Annotated in this window: 19 protein-coding genes; 11 read left to right on the top strand and 8 right to left on the bottom strand. The window is 62.0% G+C overall.

Annotated features, from left to right (window positions below; all coding sequences use genetic code 11):
* Nucleotides 1-29 precede the first annotated feature (29 nt).
* Entirely contained in the window at nucleotides 30-623 is a 594-nt protein-coding gene (locus ACXAIC_RS08585; RefSeq protein WP_475175853.1) for a hypothetical protein, read from the bottom strand.
* Between the two features lie 62 nt (nucleotides 624-685).
* Nucleotides 686-1,426: a phosphonate metabolism transcriptional regulator PhnF gene (gene phnF / locus ACXAIC_RS08580; RefSeq protein ID WP_475175851.1), complete on the bottom strand. Its 741-nt coding sequence runs from the start codon at nucleotides 1,424-1,426 to the stop codon at nucleotides 686-688.
* A gap of 242 nt (nucleotides 1,427-1,668) precedes the next feature.
* Here phnF and phnG point away from each other — a divergent pair, with 242 nt between their 5' ends.
* From phnG to phnN, 9 genes are all read left to right on the top strand, one after another.
* Nucleotides 1,669-2,082 (top strand): phosphonate C-P lyase system protein PhnG, encoded by a 414-nt coding sequence (gene phnG, locus ACXAIC_RS08575; protein ID WP_475176408.1) that lies wholly within the window; start codon nucleotides 1,669-1,671, stop codon nucleotides 2,080-2,082.
* The gene (gene phnH / locus ACXAIC_RS08570) at nucleotides 2,082-2,723 is read left to right on the top strand and encodes a phosphonate C-P lyase system protein PhnH (RefSeq protein ID WP_475175849.1); all 642 of its coding nucleotides are present in this window, start codon (nucleotides 2,082-2,084) and stop codon (nucleotides 2,721-2,723) included. Before phnG ends, phnH begins: the two co-directional genes overlap by 1 nt.
* A gap of 4 nt (nucleotides 2,724-2,727) precedes the next feature.
* Nucleotides 2,728-3,849, top strand: coding sequence for a carbon-phosphorus lyase complex subunit (locus tag ACXAIC_RS08565; protein ID WP_475175845.1), 1,122 nt, complete (start codon nucleotides 2,728-2,730; stop codon nucleotides 3,847-3,849).
* Nucleotides 3,846-4,775 carry an alpha-D-ribose 1-methylphosphonate 5-phosphate C-P-lyase PhnJ gene (locus tag ACXAIC_RS08560; RefSeq protein WP_475175841.1) on the top strand — a complete coding sequence of 310 codons (930 nt, stop codon included), beginning with the start codon at nucleotides 3,846-3,848 and terminating at the stop codon, nucleotides 4,773-4,775. Before ACXAIC_RS08565 ends, ACXAIC_RS08560 begins: the two co-directional genes overlap by 4 nt.
* Nucleotides 4,772-5,560 carry a phosphonate C-P lyase system protein PhnK gene (gene phnK, locus ACXAIC_RS08555; RefSeq protein WP_475175836.1) on the top strand — a complete coding sequence of 263 codons (789 nt, stop codon included), beginning with the start codon at nucleotides 4,772-4,774 and terminating at the stop codon, nucleotides 5,558-5,560. The genes ACXAIC_RS08560 and phnK overlap by 4 nt, the downstream gene beginning before the upstream one ends.
* Before the next feature lie 13 nt (nucleotides 5,561-5,573).
* Nucleotides 5,574-6,278 (top strand): phosphonate C-P lyase system protein PhnL, encoded by a 705-nt coding sequence (phnL, locus tag ACXAIC_RS08550; protein WP_475175832.1) that lies wholly within the window; start codon nucleotides 5,574-5,576, stop codon nucleotides 6,276-6,278.
* Nucleotides 6,279-6,368: 90 nt separating this feature from the next.
* A complete protein-coding gene (locus ACXAIC_RS08545; protein ID WP_475175831.1) occupies nucleotides 6,369-7,148 on the top strand; it encodes a DUF1045 domain-containing protein in 780 nt (259 codons plus the stop codon).
* Nucleotides 7,145-8,290, top strand: coding sequence for an alpha-D-ribose 1-methylphosphonate 5-triphosphate diphosphatase (locus ACXAIC_RS08540; protein ID WP_475175826.1), 1,146 nt, complete (start codon nucleotides 7,145-7,147; stop codon nucleotides 8,288-8,290). The genes ACXAIC_RS08545 and ACXAIC_RS08540 overlap by 4 nt, the downstream gene beginning before the upstream one ends.
* Nucleotides 8,283-8,921: a phosphonate metabolism protein/1,5-bisphosphokinase (PRPP-forming) PhnN gene (phnN, locus tag ACXAIC_RS08535; RefSeq protein ID WP_475175823.1), complete on the top strand. Its 639-nt coding sequence runs from the start codon at nucleotides 8,283-8,285 to the stop codon at nucleotides 8,919-8,921. Before ACXAIC_RS08540 ends, phnN begins: the two co-directional genes overlap by 8 nt.
* A 40-nt stretch (nucleotides 8,922-8,961) precedes the next feature.
* On the opposite strand, the gene ACXAIC_RS08530 is transcribed toward phnN, so the two are convergent.
* Nucleotides 8,962-9,765 (bottom strand): ChbG/HpnK family deacetylase, encoded by an 804-nt coding sequence (locus ACXAIC_RS08530; RefSeq protein WP_475175820.1) that lies wholly within the window; start codon nucleotides 9,763-9,765, stop codon nucleotides 8,962-8,964.
* Nucleotides 9,766-9,923: 158 nt separating this feature from the next.
* On the opposite strand from ACXAIC_RS08530, the gene ACXAIC_RS08525 reads away from it, so the two are divergent.
* Nucleotides 9,924-10,766, top strand: coding sequence for a hypothetical protein (locus ACXAIC_RS08525; RefSeq protein WP_475175815.1), 843 nt, complete (start codon nucleotides 9,924-9,926; stop codon nucleotides 10,764-10,766).
* Between the two features lie 75 nt (nucleotides 10,767-10,841).
* Here ACXAIC_RS08525 and ACXAIC_RS08520 read toward each other — a convergent pair whose 3' ends face one another.
* The 5 genes from ACXAIC_RS08520 to ACXAIC_RS08500 all read right to left on the bottom strand — a co-directional run bounded on the left by ACXAIC_RS08520 (nucleotide 10,842) and on the right by ACXAIC_RS08500 (nucleotide 18,970).
* On the bottom strand, nucleotides 10,842-13,742 hold the full coding sequence (locus ACXAIC_RS08520) for an AsmA family protein (RefSeq protein ID WP_475175812.1): 2,901 nt from the start codon (nucleotides 13,740-13,742) through the stop codon (nucleotides 10,842-10,844).
* 138 nt (nucleotides 13,743-13,880) lie between these two features.
* Entirely contained in the window at nucleotides 13,881-15,038 is a 1,158-nt protein-coding gene (locus ACXAIC_RS08515) for a DUF1513 domain-containing protein (protein ID WP_475175808.1), read from the bottom strand.
* A complete protein-coding gene (locus tag ACXAIC_RS08510) occupies nucleotides 15,019-16,092 on the bottom strand; it encodes an imelysin family protein (protein ID WP_475175805.1) in 1,074 nt (357 codons plus the stop codon). Before ACXAIC_RS08510 ends, ACXAIC_RS08515 begins: the two co-directional genes overlap by 20 nt.
* On the bottom strand, nucleotides 16,092-17,621 hold the full coding sequence (locus tag ACXAIC_RS08505) for a di-heme oxidoreductase family protein (RefSeq protein WP_475175801.1): 1,530 nt from the start codon (nucleotides 17,619-17,621) through the stop codon (nucleotides 16,092-16,094). Before ACXAIC_RS08505 ends, ACXAIC_RS08510 begins: the two co-directional genes overlap by 1 nt.
* A gap of 86 nt (nucleotides 17,622-17,707) precedes the next feature.
* Nucleotides 17,708-18,970, bottom strand: a complete 1,263-nt coding sequence (locus ACXAIC_RS08500) for an imelysin family protein (protein ID WP_475175797.1) — start codon at nucleotides 18,968-18,970, stop codon at nucleotides 17,708-17,710.
* Between the two features lie 359 nt (nucleotides 18,971-19,329).
* Here ACXAIC_RS08500 and ACXAIC_RS08495 point away from each other — a divergent pair, with 359 nt between their 5' ends.
* Nucleotides 19,330-19,806, top strand: coding sequence for a tellurite resistance TerB family protein (locus tag ACXAIC_RS08495; protein WP_475175793.1), 477 nt, complete (start codon nucleotides 19,330-19,332; stop codon nucleotides 19,804-19,806).
* The last annotated feature ends 36 nt before the right edge of the window (nucleotides 19,807-19,842 follow it).

Below are 19,842 nucleotides of genomic sequence, written 5' to 3'. Positions count from 1 at the left end.
CGCCCCCTCTGGGCGAACAAACCTCCACCTCATCTGCAAAGATAGTCCGCAACCGGCCCATCGGCCCACAGCTGGACTTCAATGTATTTCTCAAAGGGCCGCGCCTCGTATCCTTGATATTCATCCCCCGCCCGGCCATCCGGCAAGCCGTAGCGGGAAACCAGTTCGGGCAACTCTTCCAAGAGGAACACCTTGCCGTGATAGGGCTGAACCTGCTGGGGCGGCAGTCCAAAATCCGGGCCGAAGCCCATGGAGATGAAACTGTCCGGATAGGTGACACTGACACACCCTTCAGGCAGGGACCGCCAGTCGAGCGTGACGCAGCCCGTATCCGGATAAAGTCCTGCAAACCAGGGACAGGTGCCAAGAATGAAATAATGCGGCGATGCCCGCTTCGGCCGCCCGCCCCGGGCCTTGAAAAGGGTCCGCAGCTTCTCTTCCGTGCGGGCGCGGAACGCCATATAGGCGCTGCCGAACACCCGGCGGAAGGCGGGATTTTGCAGCTTTCGCTGCCGCAGCCGGTCAAGAACCCCGTCCAGAGCCTCCGGCCCCAGATCTGAAAGGTTCTGGAAAGGCCGGTCCGAGCGGGAGTAGTAGTGGGTGATGTGCTCAGGCAGGTTCATGGGCACGGGTCCCTGACGAAAAGGCGGTTCGAGAACATCGTGCGATAAGTCTGCCCGAGGCTCTAAACCAATCCGTTCACCACCAGCTGGATCCGGTCGGCGGCGGCACAGCCACGGGTGAACTGGAGCGGGCGGCCGGACATGTCCAGGTTGATGCTTTCCAGCACCAGAACCGGCTGGCCCAAGGGGATACCCAGCTGCTGTGCGTCCTGAGCCTCGACCAGTTCGGCGGTGATGCGGGTTTCCTTGCGCTGATAGTCGTCAATACCCGCCGCCTTCAAGGCGGCCGTAATCGAGCCGCTCTGGGCATAGTCATTTACGAAATTGGGCACCCGCGCCTGCTCGAACCAGCTGCTGCCCACGATCATCGGCACGCTGTCGGCCACCCGCAGCGTTCTGACGCGGATCAGTATGGTGCCCAGTGGCACGTCCAGGTGATGGGCCAGAAGCGCATCGGCCTCTTCCAGGGCCGAGCCGATCAGCCGGCCGCTCGGCGCCCGGTCCTGGCCGGAGACAATCTCGGAAAAGCGCGTGCGCGGGCCAATCGGATAGCTGAGCGGGGCGGAGGCCACAAAAGTGCCCCGGCCCTGGTCTGCCCGCAAGATGCCTTCCGCCGTAAGCGCGGCAATCGCCCGCCGGACCGTGTGCCGGTTCACACCGAAGCGCAGGGCCAGCTCGGATTCCGGCGGCAGACGGCTGCCGGTCTCGAAACCGCCGCTGACAATTTCAGCCTTCAGCGTTTCCATGATCTGGCGCCAGACGGCAATGCCTGCGCTGCGGTCGAGAATAGTGGTGGTCGTCATGCCTCCGTCATCAAATTTCGCTACCAAAGAGTCAACAGGATTATTTGTATAGACAAATAGACATTATGTCGTTATGAGATGTCTCTGCAAGCTCCCGCACACCCCCTCTCCTGACCGCCAGCACAAAGGCGCGACACATGACCGACACGTTCTCTCCCACAGGATCTCCCCCCAACAGCACGGCGGATGCGCCCGCATCTTCCGGCTCCGCCAGCCCTGCGCATTCAGAGCGCCAAAAGATCATGGCAACGCTTGCAGCTGCCCCGCCGGCCGCCCTTGCCGAACGGTTTGATACCCTCGCCCCACCCGCCTTTGAAATGGTGCGCCCACCCGAGACCGGTCTTGTCATGGTGCGCGGCCGCATGGGCGGCACCGGCAGCCCGTTCAACCTGGGCGAAGTTACCGTGACCCGCTGCGTGGTGCGCCTTGAGAGCGGCGAGACCGGCAGCGCCTACAGCCTCGGGCGCAACAAGGAAAAGGCGGTTCAGTCCGCGATCATCGACGCCCTGTGGCAGCACGAGGACACCCGCCGCACCGTTGAAGAATTGGTGATCGCACCGCTGGCCGTCACCGAGGCGGACGCGAAAGAGACGGTGCGCCAGGAAACCGAAGCCACCAAGGTCAACTTCTTCACCATGGTCCGGGGAGACAATTGATGAGCCTGTCACAAACATCCGCTCCAAACGCGGGAGCAACTCCGGCCCTCGCCCCCGGCTTTGCCGATCCGGTACATGACGCGCAAAGCTGTTTCCGCTCGGTCATGAGTGCCATGGCCCGGCCCGGCGCCACCCAGCCGCTGAACACCTGCGCGCTGACCCCGCCGGCCCCGCTGACGGCCACAGCCGCCGCCATCGTGCTGACCTTGTGCGACTATGACACGCCGCTCTGGCTGGATCGGCCCCTGATGCAGTCGGAACCGGTGAAGGCGTTTTTGCGCTTTCACACGGGCGCCCCGATTGTCAGCGAACCGGTCGAGGCCGCCTTTGCCCTGTTCAGCCACCCGGCAGCGATGGTGCCCCTGGCCAGCTTCAATCAGGGGTCGCCGGAATATCCGGACCGCTCAACCACACTGATCCTGACCGGTCAGGACCTCAACGCGGCGCCCGCCGTCACCCTGGACGGCCCCGGCCTGAAAACTCCCGCTCCCTTTGGAAGCGGCCCGGTACCACCGGTGTTCTGGGATCAGGTGGCAGCCAACACCCGCCAGTTCCCAAGGGGCGTTGACCTGATTTTTGCAGGCACCGGCGAAATAGCGGCCCTGCCCCGTTCCACCCGCACCACACCTCTGGAGGCCTGAACCCATGTATGTTGCCGTCAAGGGGGGCGAAACAGCCATCCGCAACGCCCACAAGCTGCTCGACAAGCGCCGCCGGGGCGACACGTCCATTCCCGCACTCACGCTCGAGCAGATTGCACAGCAGCTTTCCCATTCCGTCGCCCGGGTCATGGGGGAAGGCTCGCTTTATGACGAGACCCTGGCCGCACTGGCGATCAAACAGGCCCGGGGTGACCTGATCGAGGCCGCTTTCCTGATGCGGGCCTACCGCACCACCCTGCCCCGGTTCGGCTACAGCCAGCCGGTCGACACGGCCAAGATGCTGATCGAACGGCGGGTGTCGGCCACCTACAAGGACCTGCCCGGCGGACAGGTGCTCGGCCCGACCTTTGACTACAGCCACAGGCTGCTGGATTTTGCCCTTGCGGCCGAAGACGACGGCGCAGAGAGGCCTGTGGAGACAACAGAACAGACGGACACGGCCATGCCGCGCGTCTCCGATCTGCTTGGCGATGAGGGCTTGATGGAAACCGACCCCGTGAGCGATGAAAGCGCACCGGTCGGCGACCTCACCCGTGAGCCCCTCGCCTTTCCCGCGGACCGGGACCTGAGGCTGCAGAACCTCGCCCGGGGCGATGAAGGCTTTCTCTTGGCCCTCGCCTATTCCACCCAGCGCGGCTATGGCCGCACCCACCCATTTGCCGGGGAAATCCGCTATGGCGAGGTGGAAGTGGAGTTCTTTGCCGAAGAGCTTGGCTTTGCTGTCACCCTTGGCACCATCAAGGTGACCGAGTGCCAGATGGTCAACCAGTTCCAGGGCTCGGCCCAGGCCGCCCCCGCTTTCACACGGGGCTATGGCCTCGTCTTCGGTCAGGTGGAACGCAAGGCCATGTCCATGGCCATGGTCGACCGGTCGATGCGCTGGCAGGAACTGGGCGAAGAACCGTCCGCACCCGCCCAGGACGTTGAATTTGTCCTCTCCCATTCCGACAACATCCAGGCGACCGGCTTCGTCGAACACCTGAAGCTGCCCCATTATGTGGACTTCCAGGCCGAACTCGGCCTCGTCCGGCAAATGCGCGCCGAATGGTTTGAAAAACGCCGCCAAGAGAGTGAAGACGATACCAGCCAGGAGGCCGCAGAATGAACGACACGGCTCAGATCTTTGATCAGGGCGAATATAATTTCGCCTATCTCGATGAACAGACCAAACGCATGATCCGAAGAGCAATCCTGAAGGGGATCGCAATCCCCGGCTATCAGGTGCCCTTTGCCAGCCGGGAAATGCCGATGCCCTATGGCTGGGGCACCGGCGGGGTGCAAGTGACCGCCGCGATCCTGGGCAAATCCGACTGCCTGAAGATGATCGACCAGGGCTCGGACGACACCACCAACGCAGTGTCCTTGCGCGGTTTCTTTGAAAAGACTGCCGGCATCAGGACCACCTATGAGACCTCGGAAGCCACGGTGATCCAGACCCGCCACCGCATTCCGGAAAAAGATCTCACCGAAGACCAGATCCTTGTCTTTCAGGTGCCGATCCCCGAGCCGCTGCGCTTTCTGGAGCCCCGGGAAAGCGAAACCCGCAAGATGCATGCCCTGGCTGACTACGGCTTGATGCATGTGAAGCTTTATGAAGACATTGCCAAGAACGGCCACATCGCCACCACCTATGACTATCCGGTGAAGGTGAATGACCGCTATGTGATGGACCCCTCCCCCACACCGAAATTCGACAATCCGAAGATCGATGAGATGGCCGCGCTGCAGCTTTACGGCGCGGGCCGGGAAAAACGCATCTATGCGATCCCGCCCTACACCAAGGTGAAGAGCCTCGACTTTGAGGACTATCCGTTCGAGGTCCAGACATTCGACAAGCCCTGCGGCCTGTGCGGCGCCCGGAATGTCTATCTGGACGAGGTCATTCTCGATGACCGGGGCGGACGGATGTTCGTCTGTTCCGACAGTAACCATTGCGAAGAGCGGCGTGCTGCCGGCCATCGCGGTCCCATGGCCGCCGACCCGGCTGCGACCCAGATCGCCGGAGCGGCGCCGCAGGAGGATCGTATATGAGCCTGTTTCAAGCCGAAGACCCGCTGCTGCAGGTACACAAGGTCACCCGCTATTATGGTGACCGGATCGGGTGCCGGGAGGTCTCCTTCGACCTGTGGCCCGGCGAAGTGCTGGCCATCGTCGGCGAGAGCGGCTCGGGCAAGACCACCTTGCTCAACTGCCTGTCCACCCGCCTTGCGCCGACGGCCGGCGCCATTGAATACCGCTTGCGCGACGGCACCATGCGCAATCTCTATGAGCTGAGCGAGGCCGAGCGCCGTCTGCTGATGCGCACGGACTGGGGCTTTGTGCACCAGAACGCTGCCGACGGCCTGCGCATGAACGTGTCGGCCGGGGCCAATGTGGGCGAGCGGCTGATGGCCATTGGCGACCGCCACTACGGCAAGATCCGCGCGACGGCCGATGACTGGCTTGGCCGGGTGGAAATCGAGAGCGACCGGATCGATGATGACCCCCGCTCCTTTTCCGGCGGCATGCGCCAGCGCCTGCAGATCGCCCGGAACCTGGTGACCCGCCCGCGCCTTGTCTTCATGGACGAGCCGACCGGCGGGCTGGATGTCTCCGTTCAGGCCCGGCTTCTGGACCTGCTGCGCCGGCTGGTGGCCGATCTCGGCCTGTCGGTGGTGATCGTCACCCACGATCTGGCGGTCGCCCGTCTCCTCTCCCACCGGATCATGGTCATGCGCCACGGCAACGTGATCGAGGCCGGGCTGACCGATCAGGTGCTGGACGACCCGCGCGAACCCTATACCCAGCTCCTCGTCTCTTCCATTCTTCAGGTTTGAGGAAGGTTATCAAATGCCTGTCCGTCTTTATCTCAACAATGTCGGCAAGACCTTCACCATGCATCTTCAGGGCGGCGCGGTCATTCCCGTGGTCAACAAGGTGGAGTTTTCCGTCAATGCCGGGGAATGTGTCGTACTTGGCGGCCCCTCCGGCGCCGGAAAAAGCTCCATCTTGAAGATGATTTACGGCAATTACCGCTGCGACCAGGGCCAGATCCTGGTCACCTGCGGCGACACCATCCTCAACATGGCCGGCGCCGAACCCCGCGAGATTCTGAAGCTGCGCGAGGACACAATCGGCTATGTCAGCCAGTTCCTGCGCACCATACCGCGCGTCTCTGCCGAGGACATTGTCGCCGAACCCCTGATCTCACGAGGGGCAAGCGAGGCCGAGGCCCTGGAAACGGCCCGCGCGCTGCTGGCCCGGCTGAATGTTCCCGAGCGGCTGTGGACCCTGCCCCCCGCCACCTTCTCCGGCGGCGAGCAGCAGCGGGTGAACATTGCCCGGGGCTTCATCGCTTATTATCCCATCCTGCTTCTGGACGAGCCGACGGCCTCCCTCGATGCGGCCAACCGGGCCGTGGTGGTGCGGCTGGTGGAAGAAAAGAAAGAACAGGGCGTTGCCATGGTCGGCATTCTGCATGACCAGGATGTGCGCGAGGAAATTGCCGACCGGATCATTGACGTCTCCGCCTTCGCAGCGGAAACCGCCGCCTGAGGGACGACACACGGTTTGCTCTCTTCTCGCAAACACTTGCAGGCGGACGGAAACTGTCACAGAACAGTCACCGCCCGCCTTTAAAGCCTGATGGCTTTCCTTCGCACCGAGCTTGCTGGTTCCGACATGCGCTATGCCCTTTATTTCGCCGCCCCTGCGGATGATCCCCTCATGAAGCTGGGCGCCAGCTGGCTGGGGCGGGACCCGTTCACCGGCGCGCCCGTGCCCCAACCCGGGATCGACGGCCTGACCGCCTCCCGGCTTGCGGCCCTGACAGACAGCCCCCGCCGCTACGGCTTCCACGGCACCTTGAAGGCCCCGTTCCATTTGCGGGACGGCAAGAGCGAAGCGGACCTGATCACAGCCTGCCGGGCATTTGCTGCCGAAACCGCCCCTTTCCGGATTGACGGCCTGTCGGTCAACCGGCTCGGCAAGTTCGTGGCCCTGACCCCGGACCAGCCGGAGCCGGAACTGGCCGCCTTCGCCGCTCTCTGTGTCAAGGCTTTCGAAGCGTTCCGCGCGCCACTGGACGCAGCAGATCTGGAACGCAGGCGCAAGAGCGGCCTGTCTCAGATGCAGGACACCTATCTGACGGACTGGGGCTATCCCTATATTTTCGATGAGTTCCGCTTTCACATGACATTGTCGAACGAGCTGGACGATCCGGCGGAGGCCGAGGCCTTTGCGGCCGCCGCCCGGCCCTATTTTGCCGCCGTCACCGGCACCCCCCGCGCCTGCACCACCTTCGCCCTTTATAGGGAACCGGAGCGCGGCGCACCCTTCACCCTTCACACCCTGTTTGAGCTGACCGGCGCCACCCCCGCCGCAGATGCACAAGCGGCCCACCTGACCCGCAAGGAGATCCCATGAGCCAGCCACAGCCCCTCTTCAAAAACGCCAGGCTTGTTCTGGCCGACGAGGTGATTGACGGATCCTTGAGCGTGGACGGAACCGGCACCATCGCCGCCATTGACACTCCTTCGGACGCCCCCGGTCATGACTGCGAGGGCGACTATCTGCTGCCCGGACTGGTGGAATTGCACACGGACCACCTGGAAACCCACTATGCGCCGCGCCCGAAAGTGCGCTGGAACACGGTCTCCGCCGTTCAGGCCCATGATGCCCAGATCGCCTGCGCCGGTATCACCACCGTCTTCGATGCCCTGCGTGTGGGCATGGATGAGGATGCGGATCTTGGCTATGCCGACATGCGCGCCCTGGCCGATGCCATCGAGACCGGCCAGCGCGAACACCGGCTGCGCGCCGACCATTTCATCCACCTGCGCTGCGAAGTTTCGGCCCCTGATGTGCTCGACGCCTTCAAGGTTTTTGAGGACGATGACAGCATCCGGCTGATCTCCCTGATGGACCACACGCCCGGCCAGCGCCAGTTCGTCTCTCTGGACGCCTACAAGACCTACTATCAGGGCAAGAAGGGCTTTTCCGACGACGAGATCAACGCCTTCATCAAGCAGCGCCAGAAGCGGGCCAACGGCCTTGCCCCGGACAACCGCAAGAAACTGTCCGCCATTGCCCAGGAACGCGGCATCGCAATTGCCAGCCATGACGATGCCACAACGGACCATGTGGATGAGGCCTTAGCCCTGAAGACAAAGATCGCCGAATTCCCGACCACAGTGGAGGCGGCCAAGGCCTCCCATGAGGCCGGGATGGCGGTTTTGATGGGCGCACCCAATGTGGTGCGCGGCGGCTCCCATTCCGGCAATGTCTCGGCCAGAGAGTTGGCCGAAGCGGGCCATCTTGATGTGCTGTCCTCAGACTATGTACCGGTGTCGCTGATCCAGGCGGCCTTCCAGCTGGCGGAGGAAATTGACGCCATCAGCCTGCCGGATGCGGTTGCCATGGTCACCGCCACTCCGGCCAAAGCCATCGGCCTGACCGACCGGGGCGTTCTCAGCCCGGGCCTGCGTGCCGACCTGATCCAGGTGAAGCTGGTGGGCAATGTGCCGATCGTGCGCGGGGTCTGGCGGGAAGGCCGCCGCGTTGCCTGAGGCAGCAGGCCCCTCCGGTACTGGCAAACTGGGGACTGGCAAACTGGATGCTGGCAAACTGGGGCCCGGCAGAATGGTGCTGGTGGTCGGCCCCAGCGGCGCGGGCAAGGACACGCTGATGTCCGCCCTGAAGGATCAGCTCGCCGGACGCGAGGATGTGCATTTTGCCCGCCGGGCCATCACCCGGCCCTGCGACCCTGCCGCCGAGGACCATGCCACCTTGACCCGGGCGGAATTCGACATGCTCGTGGCCAGCGGCCGCACCGCCCTTTCCTGGGAAGCCCATGGGCTCGGCTATGTCATTCCCAAAAGCTATGACGCGCGGATCTCCGCAGGCGATACGGTGATCGCCAATGGCTCGCGCCGGGTCCTGAAACAAGCCTCGGACAAATACCGGACCGCGCTGGTACTGCTGATTACCGCGCCAATTGCGGTTCTGGCGGACCGGCTCGCCGCGCGCGGCCGCGAAAGCCGCGAGGAAATTGAGCAGCGGCTGAAACGCGCCGATCTGGAACCGGACCCTTTTCCCGGCCTCATCCGGATTGAAAACACCGGTACGGTGGCAACAGGCGTGGCCACCATGATGGCCGCCCTTGGCTATGACAGCGGCTCCCCGGATGGCGGGGAATAAGCCGGTCTCAAAGCAGTGACAAGCAGAAGTTCCAACCGGTCTAAACAGCCTGAAGGTCCCTGTAGCTGATCAGTTCGATCTGGCGGTCTTCAATTGCCTGCAGCACGACCGGATCGGTCAAGGTGGCCAGACAGGACACCCGGTCGTCGCGCACATCCTCATAACCTTCATGGCCCATGTCTGTCAGATCCGGACTGTCTGCTGCAGGGTGATCAATGAAGATATAGGTTTGTCCGGGCTCCAAATGCGCCAGCCCCTCGGCAAAAGCAGTCACCCGTGCCTGCACTGTGCAGGGATGTTTCGGATATCCGGGAAAGCGCGGCAGGCCGTGAGCAAACGGATCCTCCATCAAACCATAGCGCTGGCAGAGATCCGCAACGGCTTGCCCCACCCGTTGATCGAAACTGGAAAACCCCGCCGCCATATGAGCACTGACATGGGAGGCTTGCGGAAACAGCCGCAGCCCCAGCTGGATCTGGGAATCCAGTTCGGCGGCAATCTCTTCCAGGCGCCAGTCACAGTCTTGCAGGCTGCGGCGCCCGTCCCCCGCTCTCGGGGTGAGCAAGGGAGGGAAGTGACCGGTCTCATCCACCAGGCTTTTGGAAGCCGTCAACGGCCGCCATTTGATCGCGTCCCATTCGCTCGTCAGGGTCAAATGAATGCCGATATCAATGTCCGGCTGCCTGGCAAACAGCTCTGCCGCGTGGGTGACCCAGCCACAGGGCATCATCACTTCCACGCTGCGCGCAATTCCCTCCGTTGACGCTGTCAGGCAGCCGAGATTGCACGCCCAGCAGGAGCCGGCATCGTCCGCCCGCACCAAAAGTCTGGTCTTCTGTGCCATGTCTTTCCGTCCTTTCTGCCTTCCAAACCAAATCCTAGCCCCGCCCCGTCTGCCCCGAAACCAATCAATGTGCAGGCGCTGACGAAATTTGAGTAGATCCACTCAAGCGGACCTTGCGGCAGCTTGCTACGGTCTTCCGACAGTGATGGAGGACACCTTTGGCCGAAGCCTTTTTCCTGCCCTATGAATATGTGGACCACCTGATCAATCCGGGGCTGCAGACCGGAGCTGGCCCCGTAGCACTCAACCAGTACCTTTGCCAGACACGCTCCAATGGCGGCAATGACAGCGTGCATAGCTTTTTCAAGAACTTCCGCTGGATCAAGAACAAACACGGCATCACGCTAAACCAGCATGTGGGCGGCAGCGAACTCGACAAGGCCCTGAAGGGACAAGGCAATGACAAGACGTTTGTTGCGATCTGGAACTTCATGCTGACCAACAAGGAGCTTCTGGACAAGTGGACAGTGGAAGTGTGTGGCCGGGCACACAAGGACGGCACCAAGGATGTACGCAAGACCGGAAAAATCAAACGGCTCTATTTTGACAAGATGTCGGACCGGGCAGCATTGCAGGAAATGGTCAAGGACCGCTTCTTCGGGATGGACTGCATCGGCTTCGTGCAGAACTTCATGATTTGGGTCGGCGAACAGGCCAAATACGAGAAAGCGGTTCCCGAGCTGTATCCGACCAGGATCTGCAAGATTAACATAGATGACGTTTCAGAAGTAAAGCCCCTGGACTTCATGATCTGGGACGGCCACGTCGCCCTTGTGGACTGGATCTGGTACAAAATTGACGACAAAGCCGTCATGATCGACATGTGCCAAAGTTCCAGCGGGGAAGCTCTCGGCCCTCAATGCAATCAATATGTCGTCTTGCGCCAGACCGGCGGCAAGGCCCAGAACGGCGGGCGGCAATTCACCATTTCATCTGGAACCCCGGCCCCACCCGTCCGCAAACTCTTCACAATCTGGCGGCGGGACGGGTTCTGGTACTAATACGTAGCGTAATTCCCGCGGCCGTCGGGAGAACGCAGAGGACAGAGACCGGGAGGCAGGGTCCCTCGCCGCCCCCTATTCCTCTGTCTTCTTTTTCTTGCCAAAGACCGAACCCAGCAGACCGGCGGGCAGGCCGAAGCCCTCTTCCACCGCCTGCAACACCTCTTCGTCGTCGACCTCCCCGTCAATGACCTTCTGCACATCGATCTGGGTGCTGCCGCCCGTTGCGCGCTGAAGGGCCTCATTGGCCGTATCCACCAGCCCTTGCGGGACATCCTTGCCGCCCTGCAGGATGGACATCAGCTCGCCACCGGAGGATCTCAAGGTTTCATAGGCTTTTTTCGGGTCTTTCAGGATGCCGGCAATATCCGGATAGATTTTCGGGTCCGCCCAGGGACCCTCAATCACGATTGGCACGCCGAGCCCGGCCATTTTCTTGTCTTCCCCCTTGCGCCGGGGCATGGGCGGCTGGCCTTCCAGGGTTGGGACAATCACCGGCTCCACCCGCCAGTTGAGGCTCTGCTGCGGCAGATCCGTCGTGCCCTTGCCACTCATGCGCAGCAAGGGCCCGGCCATTGCCAGATCCTCACTGGTGGCCAAGCCGTTTTCGATGCGGAATGAAGCGGACAGAGAATTGAAATCAGTCTTTTCAGCTGCGTTTTCCTGCCAGCCCAGCAGGGTTTCCACCGACAGCCCGCGCACCATTTTGGGAATGTTGACGCCCTTGACCGCGCCGTCGGTAAACTGGAAGCCCGCCGTGCCGTTCAGACCCTGAACCAGCGCCTGTTCCGAGCCCCCCCTGGAGGTCACATCCAGGTCAATCTGCGCCTTGCCCTCGATCCAGTCAAACCCGGCCGCGTCGCGCAAAAGCGGATAACTGTTCAAGCCGGACAGGTTGAAAGCCGCAGACAGTTCCGGCACCGCGGACGCGCCGTTGAGGGTAACAGCGCCCGTGCCCGCCCCGTCATATAGGGAAAGCTTGTCAAGATTGGCGGTCAGAACGCCGTCCTGAATGGCCACGGAGAGCGCGCTTTCGCCGGTCTTGATCTTGTCCAGACGGATTTCCCGGGCCGTGACTTTGAAATCCGCGTCAACGGCCTGTAGGCCCTTGAAGTCGATCGGCGCTGTGCTCCAGCCGCTCGTTCCTTGCGCAGCCCCGCTTGCAGACGCGCTCCCGGCTCCGCCGCCAGACCCGGACGCCGCAGCCCCCCCGGAAGACCCGCTTCCGCCTTGGTTGCCGCCGCCGCCAAGATACGGATCCAGCACCAATTCGCGCAGGGCCAGCCGGGCGGTCACTTTCGGCTTGCCGCCAAAGGCAATCCGGCCATTGGCCTCACCGCTGGTGCTGTCGAGCATGAACCGGGTTTCCTCAAAGGAAATCGCATCCGGCTGGACCCCGAAAATGCCGGAGGCCTTGAAGGCCTTCAAGCCGCCGCCTGCACCCAAAGGCTGGCCCATCCAGGCCATCAGCCCGCGCAGATCCGCCGTTTCCACGCTCACGGCCCCATCGATCTGCCCGGGCAGGGCCACCTGCCCGTTGAACCCGGCGCCAAACCGGTTGCTTTTAAGGGAAACAGAGACTGGCGCGGCCTCACCGCCAAGCAATTTGGCGGAACTGACCTCGCCTTTCACGCTGAACGCTTCGCCGCGCCAGGCCAGGGCACCGCTTAAAGAGACGGGCTGGTCCAGCCCTTTGAGCGCCACATCCAAAGCCAGATCCGTCAGCTCGTCCGCAGCTGGATCACCGACCGCCGAAGCCAGTCCCAACCCGCCGACCCGGCCTTGCGAAATGGCAAGAGACCCGTTCATATCGAGCCCGGCCAGCAACTCCGTCCCTGTCAGACCAGCGGTTTCAAAGGCCAGATCCGCCCCCAGCGTGCCGCTTGCGGGCAGGTCTTTGCCGGCCAGAAGCAACAGATCCTTGATGGACCCGTCTTTCAGAACCAGACGGCCGGACACTTCCGGCACCAGACCGGAGAGATCTGCATCCGCCGCCCCGCCTAGGGAAAGCTTGCCGAGCAGCACATGAAGATCCGCCAGAGACAGAACCGCTTCCGTTCCCGAGAGCTTGGCATCCAGGGAATAGGCCCCCGGGTCTGCGGCCAGATCCTGACCGGCCAGCGCCGCCAGCGCCTTCAGCGACGGACCCGTGGCGGTAATATCCAGCGCGGCCCGGGCCGGATGCAACCCGGCTTCCCCGCGTACGGTTGCCGTGTTGTCCCCGCTCGATACGGTCAGACTGACCGGCACCTGATCGCCGGCCGCAAGCCCCAGCGGGTTGGAAAGCTGGCCCTCTACGTCAACCGGAACCTCCTGCAAGCTAAAGCTTGAGGTCAGATCCACTTCGCCGCTGAGATCAGGCGCCGTCAGGCTCAGGTCCAGATTGCTGATGACAAGAGGAGCCTCCTGGCCGGGGGCCTTGTAGGTGAGCGTACCGCCGCTGATGTCCAGCCGGTCAACGCCGATGCTTTTCAGATAACTGCTGCTGGCGGCGGGCGTACCGGAGGGGGTTTGATCAGCGGTTTGCGGGGAAGTTCCGTCCTCCTCTGCGGGCAAGGCAGCGTCAGATCCCTCTTCAAGCCCCAGTTCGCGCCTGGGTTCCCAGCTGGTTGCCCCGCTTGGGCTCACTTCCAGATGAATGTCAGGCGCGTCCAGCCGGATGCCGGTGACGCGGATATTCCCGGAAATCAGTCCGCTCCAGGCCAGTCCGAATTCCATCCGCTCCGCTTTGGCAAACTCGATCCCGTCCGCGCCTGCTTCACCGGACACTCCGATATCCCGGGCGTCCAGCGTGAAACTGGGGAACAGGGACAGCGATACCGGCCCGTCCAGACGAACCCGCCAGCCCAGCCGCTTGTCGACTTCCGCGACCACCTGGCGCTTGATTTCGTCCTTGGGCAGGAAAAAGGGAACGACCAGAACGATCGTCACCAATACAATCACCAGACCACCAAGTCCGGCCAAAAGCCGTCTCATCTGAGCGTCTCCCTTAACGAATCGGCCACAATGTAGCCCAAACGGGTGCTGGAGCACACTGCCCTTTGTTTTTGGCAAAAGCGCGAAATTTTCAAAAACCGCAAGAGAGCGCTACGTCCACTCGCGGCATGCGGTCACTTATCCGATGCGCACCATGTGATTGTCCCAGGCGAATCCGGCCGGGCGGGACAGGATGTCGGCCGGTGTCTCCGGCTCACTCACCAGCGACAAGCCCCCGTTTCCATCGGAAATCAGGAAGTAGCCTTGCGCAGCCGGTGCCACACCGCAGCAATCGGCAATCGACTGGGCCCCGAGAAACGCCCCGGTTTGCGCATGCCAGAACAGGGTCTTGCCACCGCGCGGGGCGGAAGTGGCAACCACTTCGCCATCTGCACTGGCGGTAACCGAGCCGATGTAATTTTGAAGCGTTGCCGCTATCGCGTCCGGAATGCCGGTCAGCTGCACGCCCTCGTCCCGGGACACCACGGCAACCAGAGGCGGCGTCTGTGATTCCGAACCTTCAAACTGCCCCCCGACCCAGACGCGCCCGGCCCCGTCCAGCGCCATGTGCCGCAAAGACAGCTGATGCAGGGACGGGTCCAGCCGGTGCTCGGCCAGAAGATCCCCGGTCTGCGCGTCAATGAAAACAACCGACGGGCGCATGGTGCCGAGATTGAGTTTCTCCCGCGCCCTGTCCGGATGGGTTTCAATGCCCCCATTGGCGACCACGAGGGTCCGCCCGTCCGGTGCCAGCGCCAGATCGTGGGGGCCGATGCCGAATGTGTCCAGTTCACCGATCCGTTTGGCAGTCCGGCCACTGACATCATAGACCCCCAGAACCCCTCTGGCGGCCTCAAAGTCGTTTTCGGCCGAATAGAGCAGCCGACCATCCGCCGAAAAACAGCCATGCCCGTAAAAATGGCGCCCGCCGGCAGCGGCGATCACATCCGGTGACGTGTTCTCATAGGGCCTGATCACAAGCGCAAACGTACCCGGCCTCCGGGCAAAGGCCACCAGGCGCTTGCGGTCCGGAGAGACCGCGACCCCATGGCCCCGCCCGGGCAGGCTGATCCTGGCCAGCACTTCGCCATAGTCATTCAAAAGGCCGATGCCATAGGTGCCATCGGACTGTTTATAGGCGCTGACGAACAAAAGCGCGTCATCCCCCGCGCTTTTGTCCAGCAGGCTTTCTGACAGCGCGGAGCCGGAAAAGGCCGCAGATGCGGCCAGCCCGCCCAGGGCCGACAGGAAGCTGCGCCGGGAAAAGCCAAGCCGTTTAGTCACCGTCAAGGGCATTGAAGCCTCCTGCAAGATCCAGCGCGCCCGCCAGTTCCAGCGCCAACGTGTCCCGGACCGACTGGAGGGTGATTGCCAGCACCGACACCTGCTCATAGGCCTCGCCTTCCAGAAACGTCTTGCGCAGGGGAGGCTGCAGCTTGCCAAGCAGCGTCTGCGCATTGCCAAGTTCAAAGGACAGGGTGCCGAAGATCCATTTGAACTCATCGGGAGTCATGTCTTTCAACTCAAGGCTCGACACCGCATCGTGAATACCGCTGAGTTCGCCGGAGAGAAAGCGGATGCTGTTTCCGGAGCGGGAAAACGGAAACCGGCGCGGCTTGGCTTTGTCCCGGGAGGTGCCAAGCGCGGGAAGAATGTCCTGATCCCGGGCGATGATCAGGCCGGTCACGAGGCTGTTGAAGACAAACTCGATCGCCTCCTTGGACGTTCTGAACCTCTCATTGTCCGGCCCGGCGGACAAAAGCAGCGCGCTGTAGCCATCCGGGTCCGACCAGTCAAGCGAGACAGCCTGTGCAATCCCGGCGACATTTTCCGCAATCGCCAAGGCATAGGCACAGGTTTGGTCCTTGTGCTTGCCCTGCGCCCCAAGCACAGGAGCACCGGTCTTGGAAAAGGCCACAAGCTGGAATGCCGTCAGCCCCTGGAGGGCAACACTTTTGTCCTTCAGCGTGTCGGCTGTAATGGCTTCGGCCTCCCCGCTTGCATAGAATTTCCGGATCTGCCGCTGCGCCGTGCCGCGTGTATCGGGCATGAAGGCCAGCCGGTTAATGCGGTCATCTGTCAAAAGCGGACCGAAGCGCAAAAAATGAAGCCGGGAGAAATCCTCAACCGTGGCCGAAAAGCTCTGAGCCAGGTCCGTGGCCGTCGCCGCGTTGTGATCCTGACAGATGGCCGTGACCGCTGCAGGCAAGGAGGCCGCCGTTTCCGCAAAGCCTGAGGCTGCCGGGCGGACAAAGCCGATAATGAGGCTCTCGAGCGGCGGGTTGAAATCCGCCGCCCCGGCGGGGACAGCCAGACTGGCGGCAACAGCCGCCAAAACAAAGAAACGCATCAAAGTGACTCCAGAAATCGGATCAGGGACCGGCGGTCTTCCGGAGACAGGTCTGCAACCGTGTCCCGGGCCTCTTGCGCCTCGCCCCCATGCCATAGAATAGCCTCCAGTAGACTGCGTGCCCTTCCGTCATGCAAGAACCGTGTGTGGCCATTCACCATTTCGGTAAGGCCAATGCCCCAGAGCGGCGGAGTGCGCCATTCCCGGCCACCCGCGTCCCCCACCGGGCGCTGATCGGCCAGCCCTTCGCCCATATCGTGCAGCAGCAGGTCCGAATAGGGCCAGATCAGCTGAAACCGATGGGCCGGATTGGCCGCCTCCCGGCTGGTCACGAATTTGGGATGATGACAGGCCGGGCATCCGGCCTCGTAAAAGATCTTCTTGCCCCGCAGAACCTGCGGGTCGCCTGCCTTGCGCCGCACCGGCACGGCAAGGTTCTCCGAATAGAAGGTCACCAGATCCATGACCGGGTCCGGTGCCTCCGAGACACCCAGATGGGCCTGTTCCCCATGGGGTAGCGTCCGGCACGCAGCCTGCGCCTTTGTGCAGTCGCCGTAATTGTCCGGCTTGTCCGGCGAACTGATTCCTATGTCGCCGGAAAAGGCCCCGGCGGTCTGCGCGCGGATGGTCGGGTTGGAGGCTTTCCAGCCGAACCGGCCAAGGGTCAGCTTCCCGGTTGCCGGATCGCGCACGGTGCTGACTTTGCCGGAAATGCCGTCGCCATCCAGATCCTGCGGATCGGCCAGCGCGCGAATGTCCGCCGGATGAACCGCCTGAAGCAGCCCAAGCCCGATCATCGGCGGGGCAACACGCGGTGACATCAACGTATCCGGATGCATCTCCCCGAAGCCAAGATCCCGCAGCCGGTAAACCGGTTTTTTCAAGACGGCACTGTCTTCGCCCTTCAGCGGGACTTCGATCTCTTCAAGCTCAATGTCGAACCGGCCTTCTCCTGAGAGGCCCGGAACGGCAAAGGTCTGCAGCTGGCTACCATAGGTGGGTTCGGGCACAAGCAGAATGTCTTTTGCCGCCAGGGCGTCCCACTGCGCCTGCGTTTGCGGCGGGATCGACAGGCGCAGAAACAGCGAGACCGCCTCGTCGCCCGGCAGGGGCGGACGGCCCCGGCCGTCCTTCAGATGGCACCCCTGACAGGAGCGGGCATTGAAGAGCGGTCCCAGCCCGTCCGACGCCAGGGTAGAAGACGGAGACGACGCCCAAAGCTTCTTGAACAGCCCGTTGCCGAGCTTGAAGGCGTGCTCTTCCTCGAAAGTCAGATTGTCATTGGAATGGGAAAAAGCATCCCGGTTCAGGCGCTTTTTCGACGTGCCGGCGCCACCCTGCATGGGCTCGAACCGCTCCGGCTCGCTGAAACTCGTGGCGGGTTTCAAAACCGCTTTAACCTTGGCCTTGTCCTCGTCCGACAGATCATCCCTGTGGGAGACAAGGTCCCCTGCAAACGGGGCCGCGGCACCAAAAAACAAAAACAGGCTGGCGCAGCACAACAGGCGCAGCCGGGGGCCCAGTGACATAAATCGCATCCTGATCTTTCTCCGCGCTCCCCAAACCGCGGAGGACCCGTCAGGCAGACCCGAGGCCGCCTGACGGGGGATTTTGCTTACTCGAAGACAGCGCCCGGGTTGTCGAGGCTGTCGGAACCTTCAAAGGCGATCTCGTCGAGCTCAAGAACTTTGACGACGCGCTCGATGGATGCGGTCTGGTCGACCAGCGCATCAACGGCGGCCTGAACCACGGCATTGCCTTCTTCGTTGCCTTCGCCAATCATCTGGTCATAGGCTTCACCGCCTTCGGCGCGGGCCTTCATGACCTCAAAAGCTGCCAGGGTGGCGTCCAGCTTGGTCTTCATTTCCTCGGCAAGAGCCGGGTCCTTTGCGGCAACGAGATCCGCAATCGAGGCGCCATCGACGTCATTGCCAACCGGGCTCTTATATTGTCCGAAATAGACGTTCCGGATGCCGACAACATCATTGTAGTGGGACATGTGCGTATTGTCGGAGAAGCAATCATGCTCTTCTTCCGGATCGTGCAGCATCAGTCCGAGCTTGATGCGCTCACCGGCCAGTTCGCCATAGGAGAGCGAGCCCATGCCGGTCAGGATGGTGGCCAGACCGCCGGTTTCGCCCTTGCCGGCCAGCTCTTCACGGGCTGCGCCACCCGGAGCCCAGGCGCTTGCCATTTCCTGAAGGTCGGAAATCAGAAGATCGGTTGCGGCCTGAAGGTACTGGATGCGGCGCTCACAATTGCCGCCGGTGCAGTTTGCCGGGTCGAAATCGGTTGCCGGACGGGTGCCGGCCCCTGCATTGGTGCCGTTGAGGTCCTGGCCCCAGAGCAGGAACTCGATGGCGTGATAGCCGGTTGCCACATTGGCTTCCACTTCGCCGGCTTCCTGCAGTGTGTTGGCCAGAAGATCGGCGGTGATTTCGGTGGCATCGATGGTCTCGCCGCCCACTTTCAGGCTTGGATTGGCGATCACATTGGCCACGTAGAAATCGTTTTCTTCCGATTCATCGCCATAGGACGCATCAACGTAGTCGATCAGACCTTCATCCAGCGGCCAGGCATTCACCTTGCCTTCCCAATCGTCGACAATGGCATTGCCGAAGCGATAGGCTTCAGTCTGCTGATAAGGATTGCGGGCCGCAATCCAGGCTGCACGGGCCGCCTCCAGATTGGCTTCGCTCGGCTCTGCGGTCAGGGCGTCGATAGCCTTTTTCAGGTCCTTCGCTGTGGCGAGGGAATCTTCATACCCGGCCTGGGCCACGTCGCCATAGGTCGACAGGATATCGGCCGGGGCAGCGGCCAGAGCAGGCGTTGCAATCAATGCGGTTGCGGCCAAAAGACCGGCTCTAAAGGAAGTCATGGTTCCATCCCAACTCTTGAGGTGCCTGGGCCAAACGGGGGGGACCGCAGGCGAAATTTGGACAAGGTGGCCGCTTTCGGAGCGCCATATACGCACTGGAGAAACCATTTCATGAGACTGAAAGTCAAGAAATAAATTGAGAATTGTCAATACTTTAGAACGATTCAAAGAACATGACGCAAAGATGCCGGATTCTGCTCCCATGTAAGTTTATCTGGCTGTCAACAAAGCTTTGATGTGTTTTTGACAATCATGTAACTGGAACACCAATCTCAAGGGATCAAAACCAATCTGATAGGTCTCTATCAATTGAGTTGGTATAAGACAGGCAGACTATCGGGAAACAGGAAGGCCGGGACATGCTCAATGCGTTGAAAAGCTTTGTCAGGGACATCACCTTCGGAGACAGCGGCGGCAAGACCTTCGCCGAAGATGACACGCGCCTGGCCGCCGCCGCCCTCCTGTTCCATCTGATCGATATTGACGGCGTGATAGAGGAAAGCGAAAGCAGCAAGCTCCGCGAAATCCTCAAAAGCCATTACGGCCTCACCGAGACGGAAACATCCGATCTGATTGCCGCGGCCAAACAGCGGGACGAGGAAGCGGTTGACCTTTACGGCTTCACCTCCGTCCTGAAGCGCACCACCGATGAGACCGAACGGCTCGCCATTGTCGAAATGATGTGGCAGATCGTCTATGCGGACGGCCATGTACATGAATTCGAGGACAACACCATCTGGCGGGTGGCCGAGCTTTTGGGCGTGTCGACCCGGGACCGCATGACGCTGCGCCACAAGGTGGCCCAGACCGCACCGGACGCCCCCCACCACGACTGACAGTTCAAGAGACGGTCCCGCTCTTAAGTCCGCACT

Source organism: Roseibium sp. AWQ4_254 (genome assembly GCF_056161025.1).
This window is presented reverse-complemented; position numbering and strand designations above follow the sequence as displayed.

Coding starts and splice junctions, on each gene's coding strand:
- phnF (WP_475175851.1), bottom strand. CDS start 1,426: ATGACGACCACCACTATTCTCGACCGCAGCGCAGGCATTGCCGTCTGG.
- phnH (WP_475175849.1), top strand. CDS start 2,082: ATGAGCCTGTCACAAACATCCGCTCCAAACGCGGGAGCAACTCCGGCC.
- ACXAIC_RS08505 (WP_475175801.1), bottom strand. CDS start 17,621: ATGTCACTGGGCCCCCGGCTGCGCCTGTTGTGCTGCGCCAGCCTGTTT.
- ACXAIC_RS08530 (WP_475175820.1), bottom strand. CDS start 9,765: ATGGCACAGAAGACCAGACTTTTGGTGCGGGCGGACGATGCCGGCTCC.
- ACXAIC_RS08545 (WP_475175831.1), top strand. CDS start 6,369: ATGGCTTTCCTTCGCACCGAGCTTGCTGGTTCCGACATGCGCTATGCC.
- ACXAIC_RS08540 (WP_475175826.1), top strand. CDS start 7,145: ATGAGCCAGCCACAGCCCCTCTTCAAAAACGCCAGGCTTGTTCTGGCC.
- ACXAIC_RS08495 (WP_475175793.1), top strand. CDS start 19,330: ATGCTCAATGCGTTGAAAAGCTTTGTCAGGGACATCACCTTCGGAGAC.
- ACXAIC_RS08515 (WP_475175808.1), bottom strand. CDS start 15,038: ATGCCCTTGACGGTGACTAAACGGCTTGGCTTTTCCCGGCGCAGCTTC.
- phnG (WP_475176408.1), top strand. CDS start 1,669: ATGGCAACGCTTGCAGCTGCCCCGCCGGCCGCCCTTGCCGAACGGTTT.
- ACXAIC_RS08585 (WP_475175853.1), bottom strand. CDS start 623: ATGAACCTGCCTGAGCACATCACCCACTACTACTCCCGCTCGGACCGG.
- phnK (WP_475175836.1), top strand. CDS start 4,772: ATGAGCCTGTTTCAAGCCGAAGACCCGCTGCTGCAGGTACACAAGGTC.
- ACXAIC_RS08565 (WP_475175845.1), top strand. CDS start 2,728: ATGTATGTTGCCGTCAAGGGGGGCGAAACAGCCATCCGCAACGCCCAC.
- ACXAIC_RS08520 (WP_475175812.1), bottom strand. CDS start 13,742: ATGAGACGGCTTTTGGCCGGACTTGGTGGTCTGGTGATTGTATTGGTG.
- phnL (WP_475175832.1), top strand. CDS start 5,574: ATGCCTGTCCGTCTTTATCTCAACAATGTCGGCAAGACCTTCACCATG.
- ACXAIC_RS08500 (WP_475175797.1), bottom strand. CDS start 18,970: ATGACTTCCTTTAGAGCCGGTCTTTTGGCCGCAACCGCATTGATTGCA.
- ACXAIC_RS08560 (WP_475175841.1), top strand. CDS start 3,846: ATGAACGACACGGCTCAGATCTTTGATCAGGGCGAATATAATTTCGCC.
- ACXAIC_RS08510 (WP_475175805.1), bottom strand. CDS start 16,092: ATGCGTTTCTTTGTTTTGGCGGCTGTTGCCGCCAGTCTGGCTGTCCCC.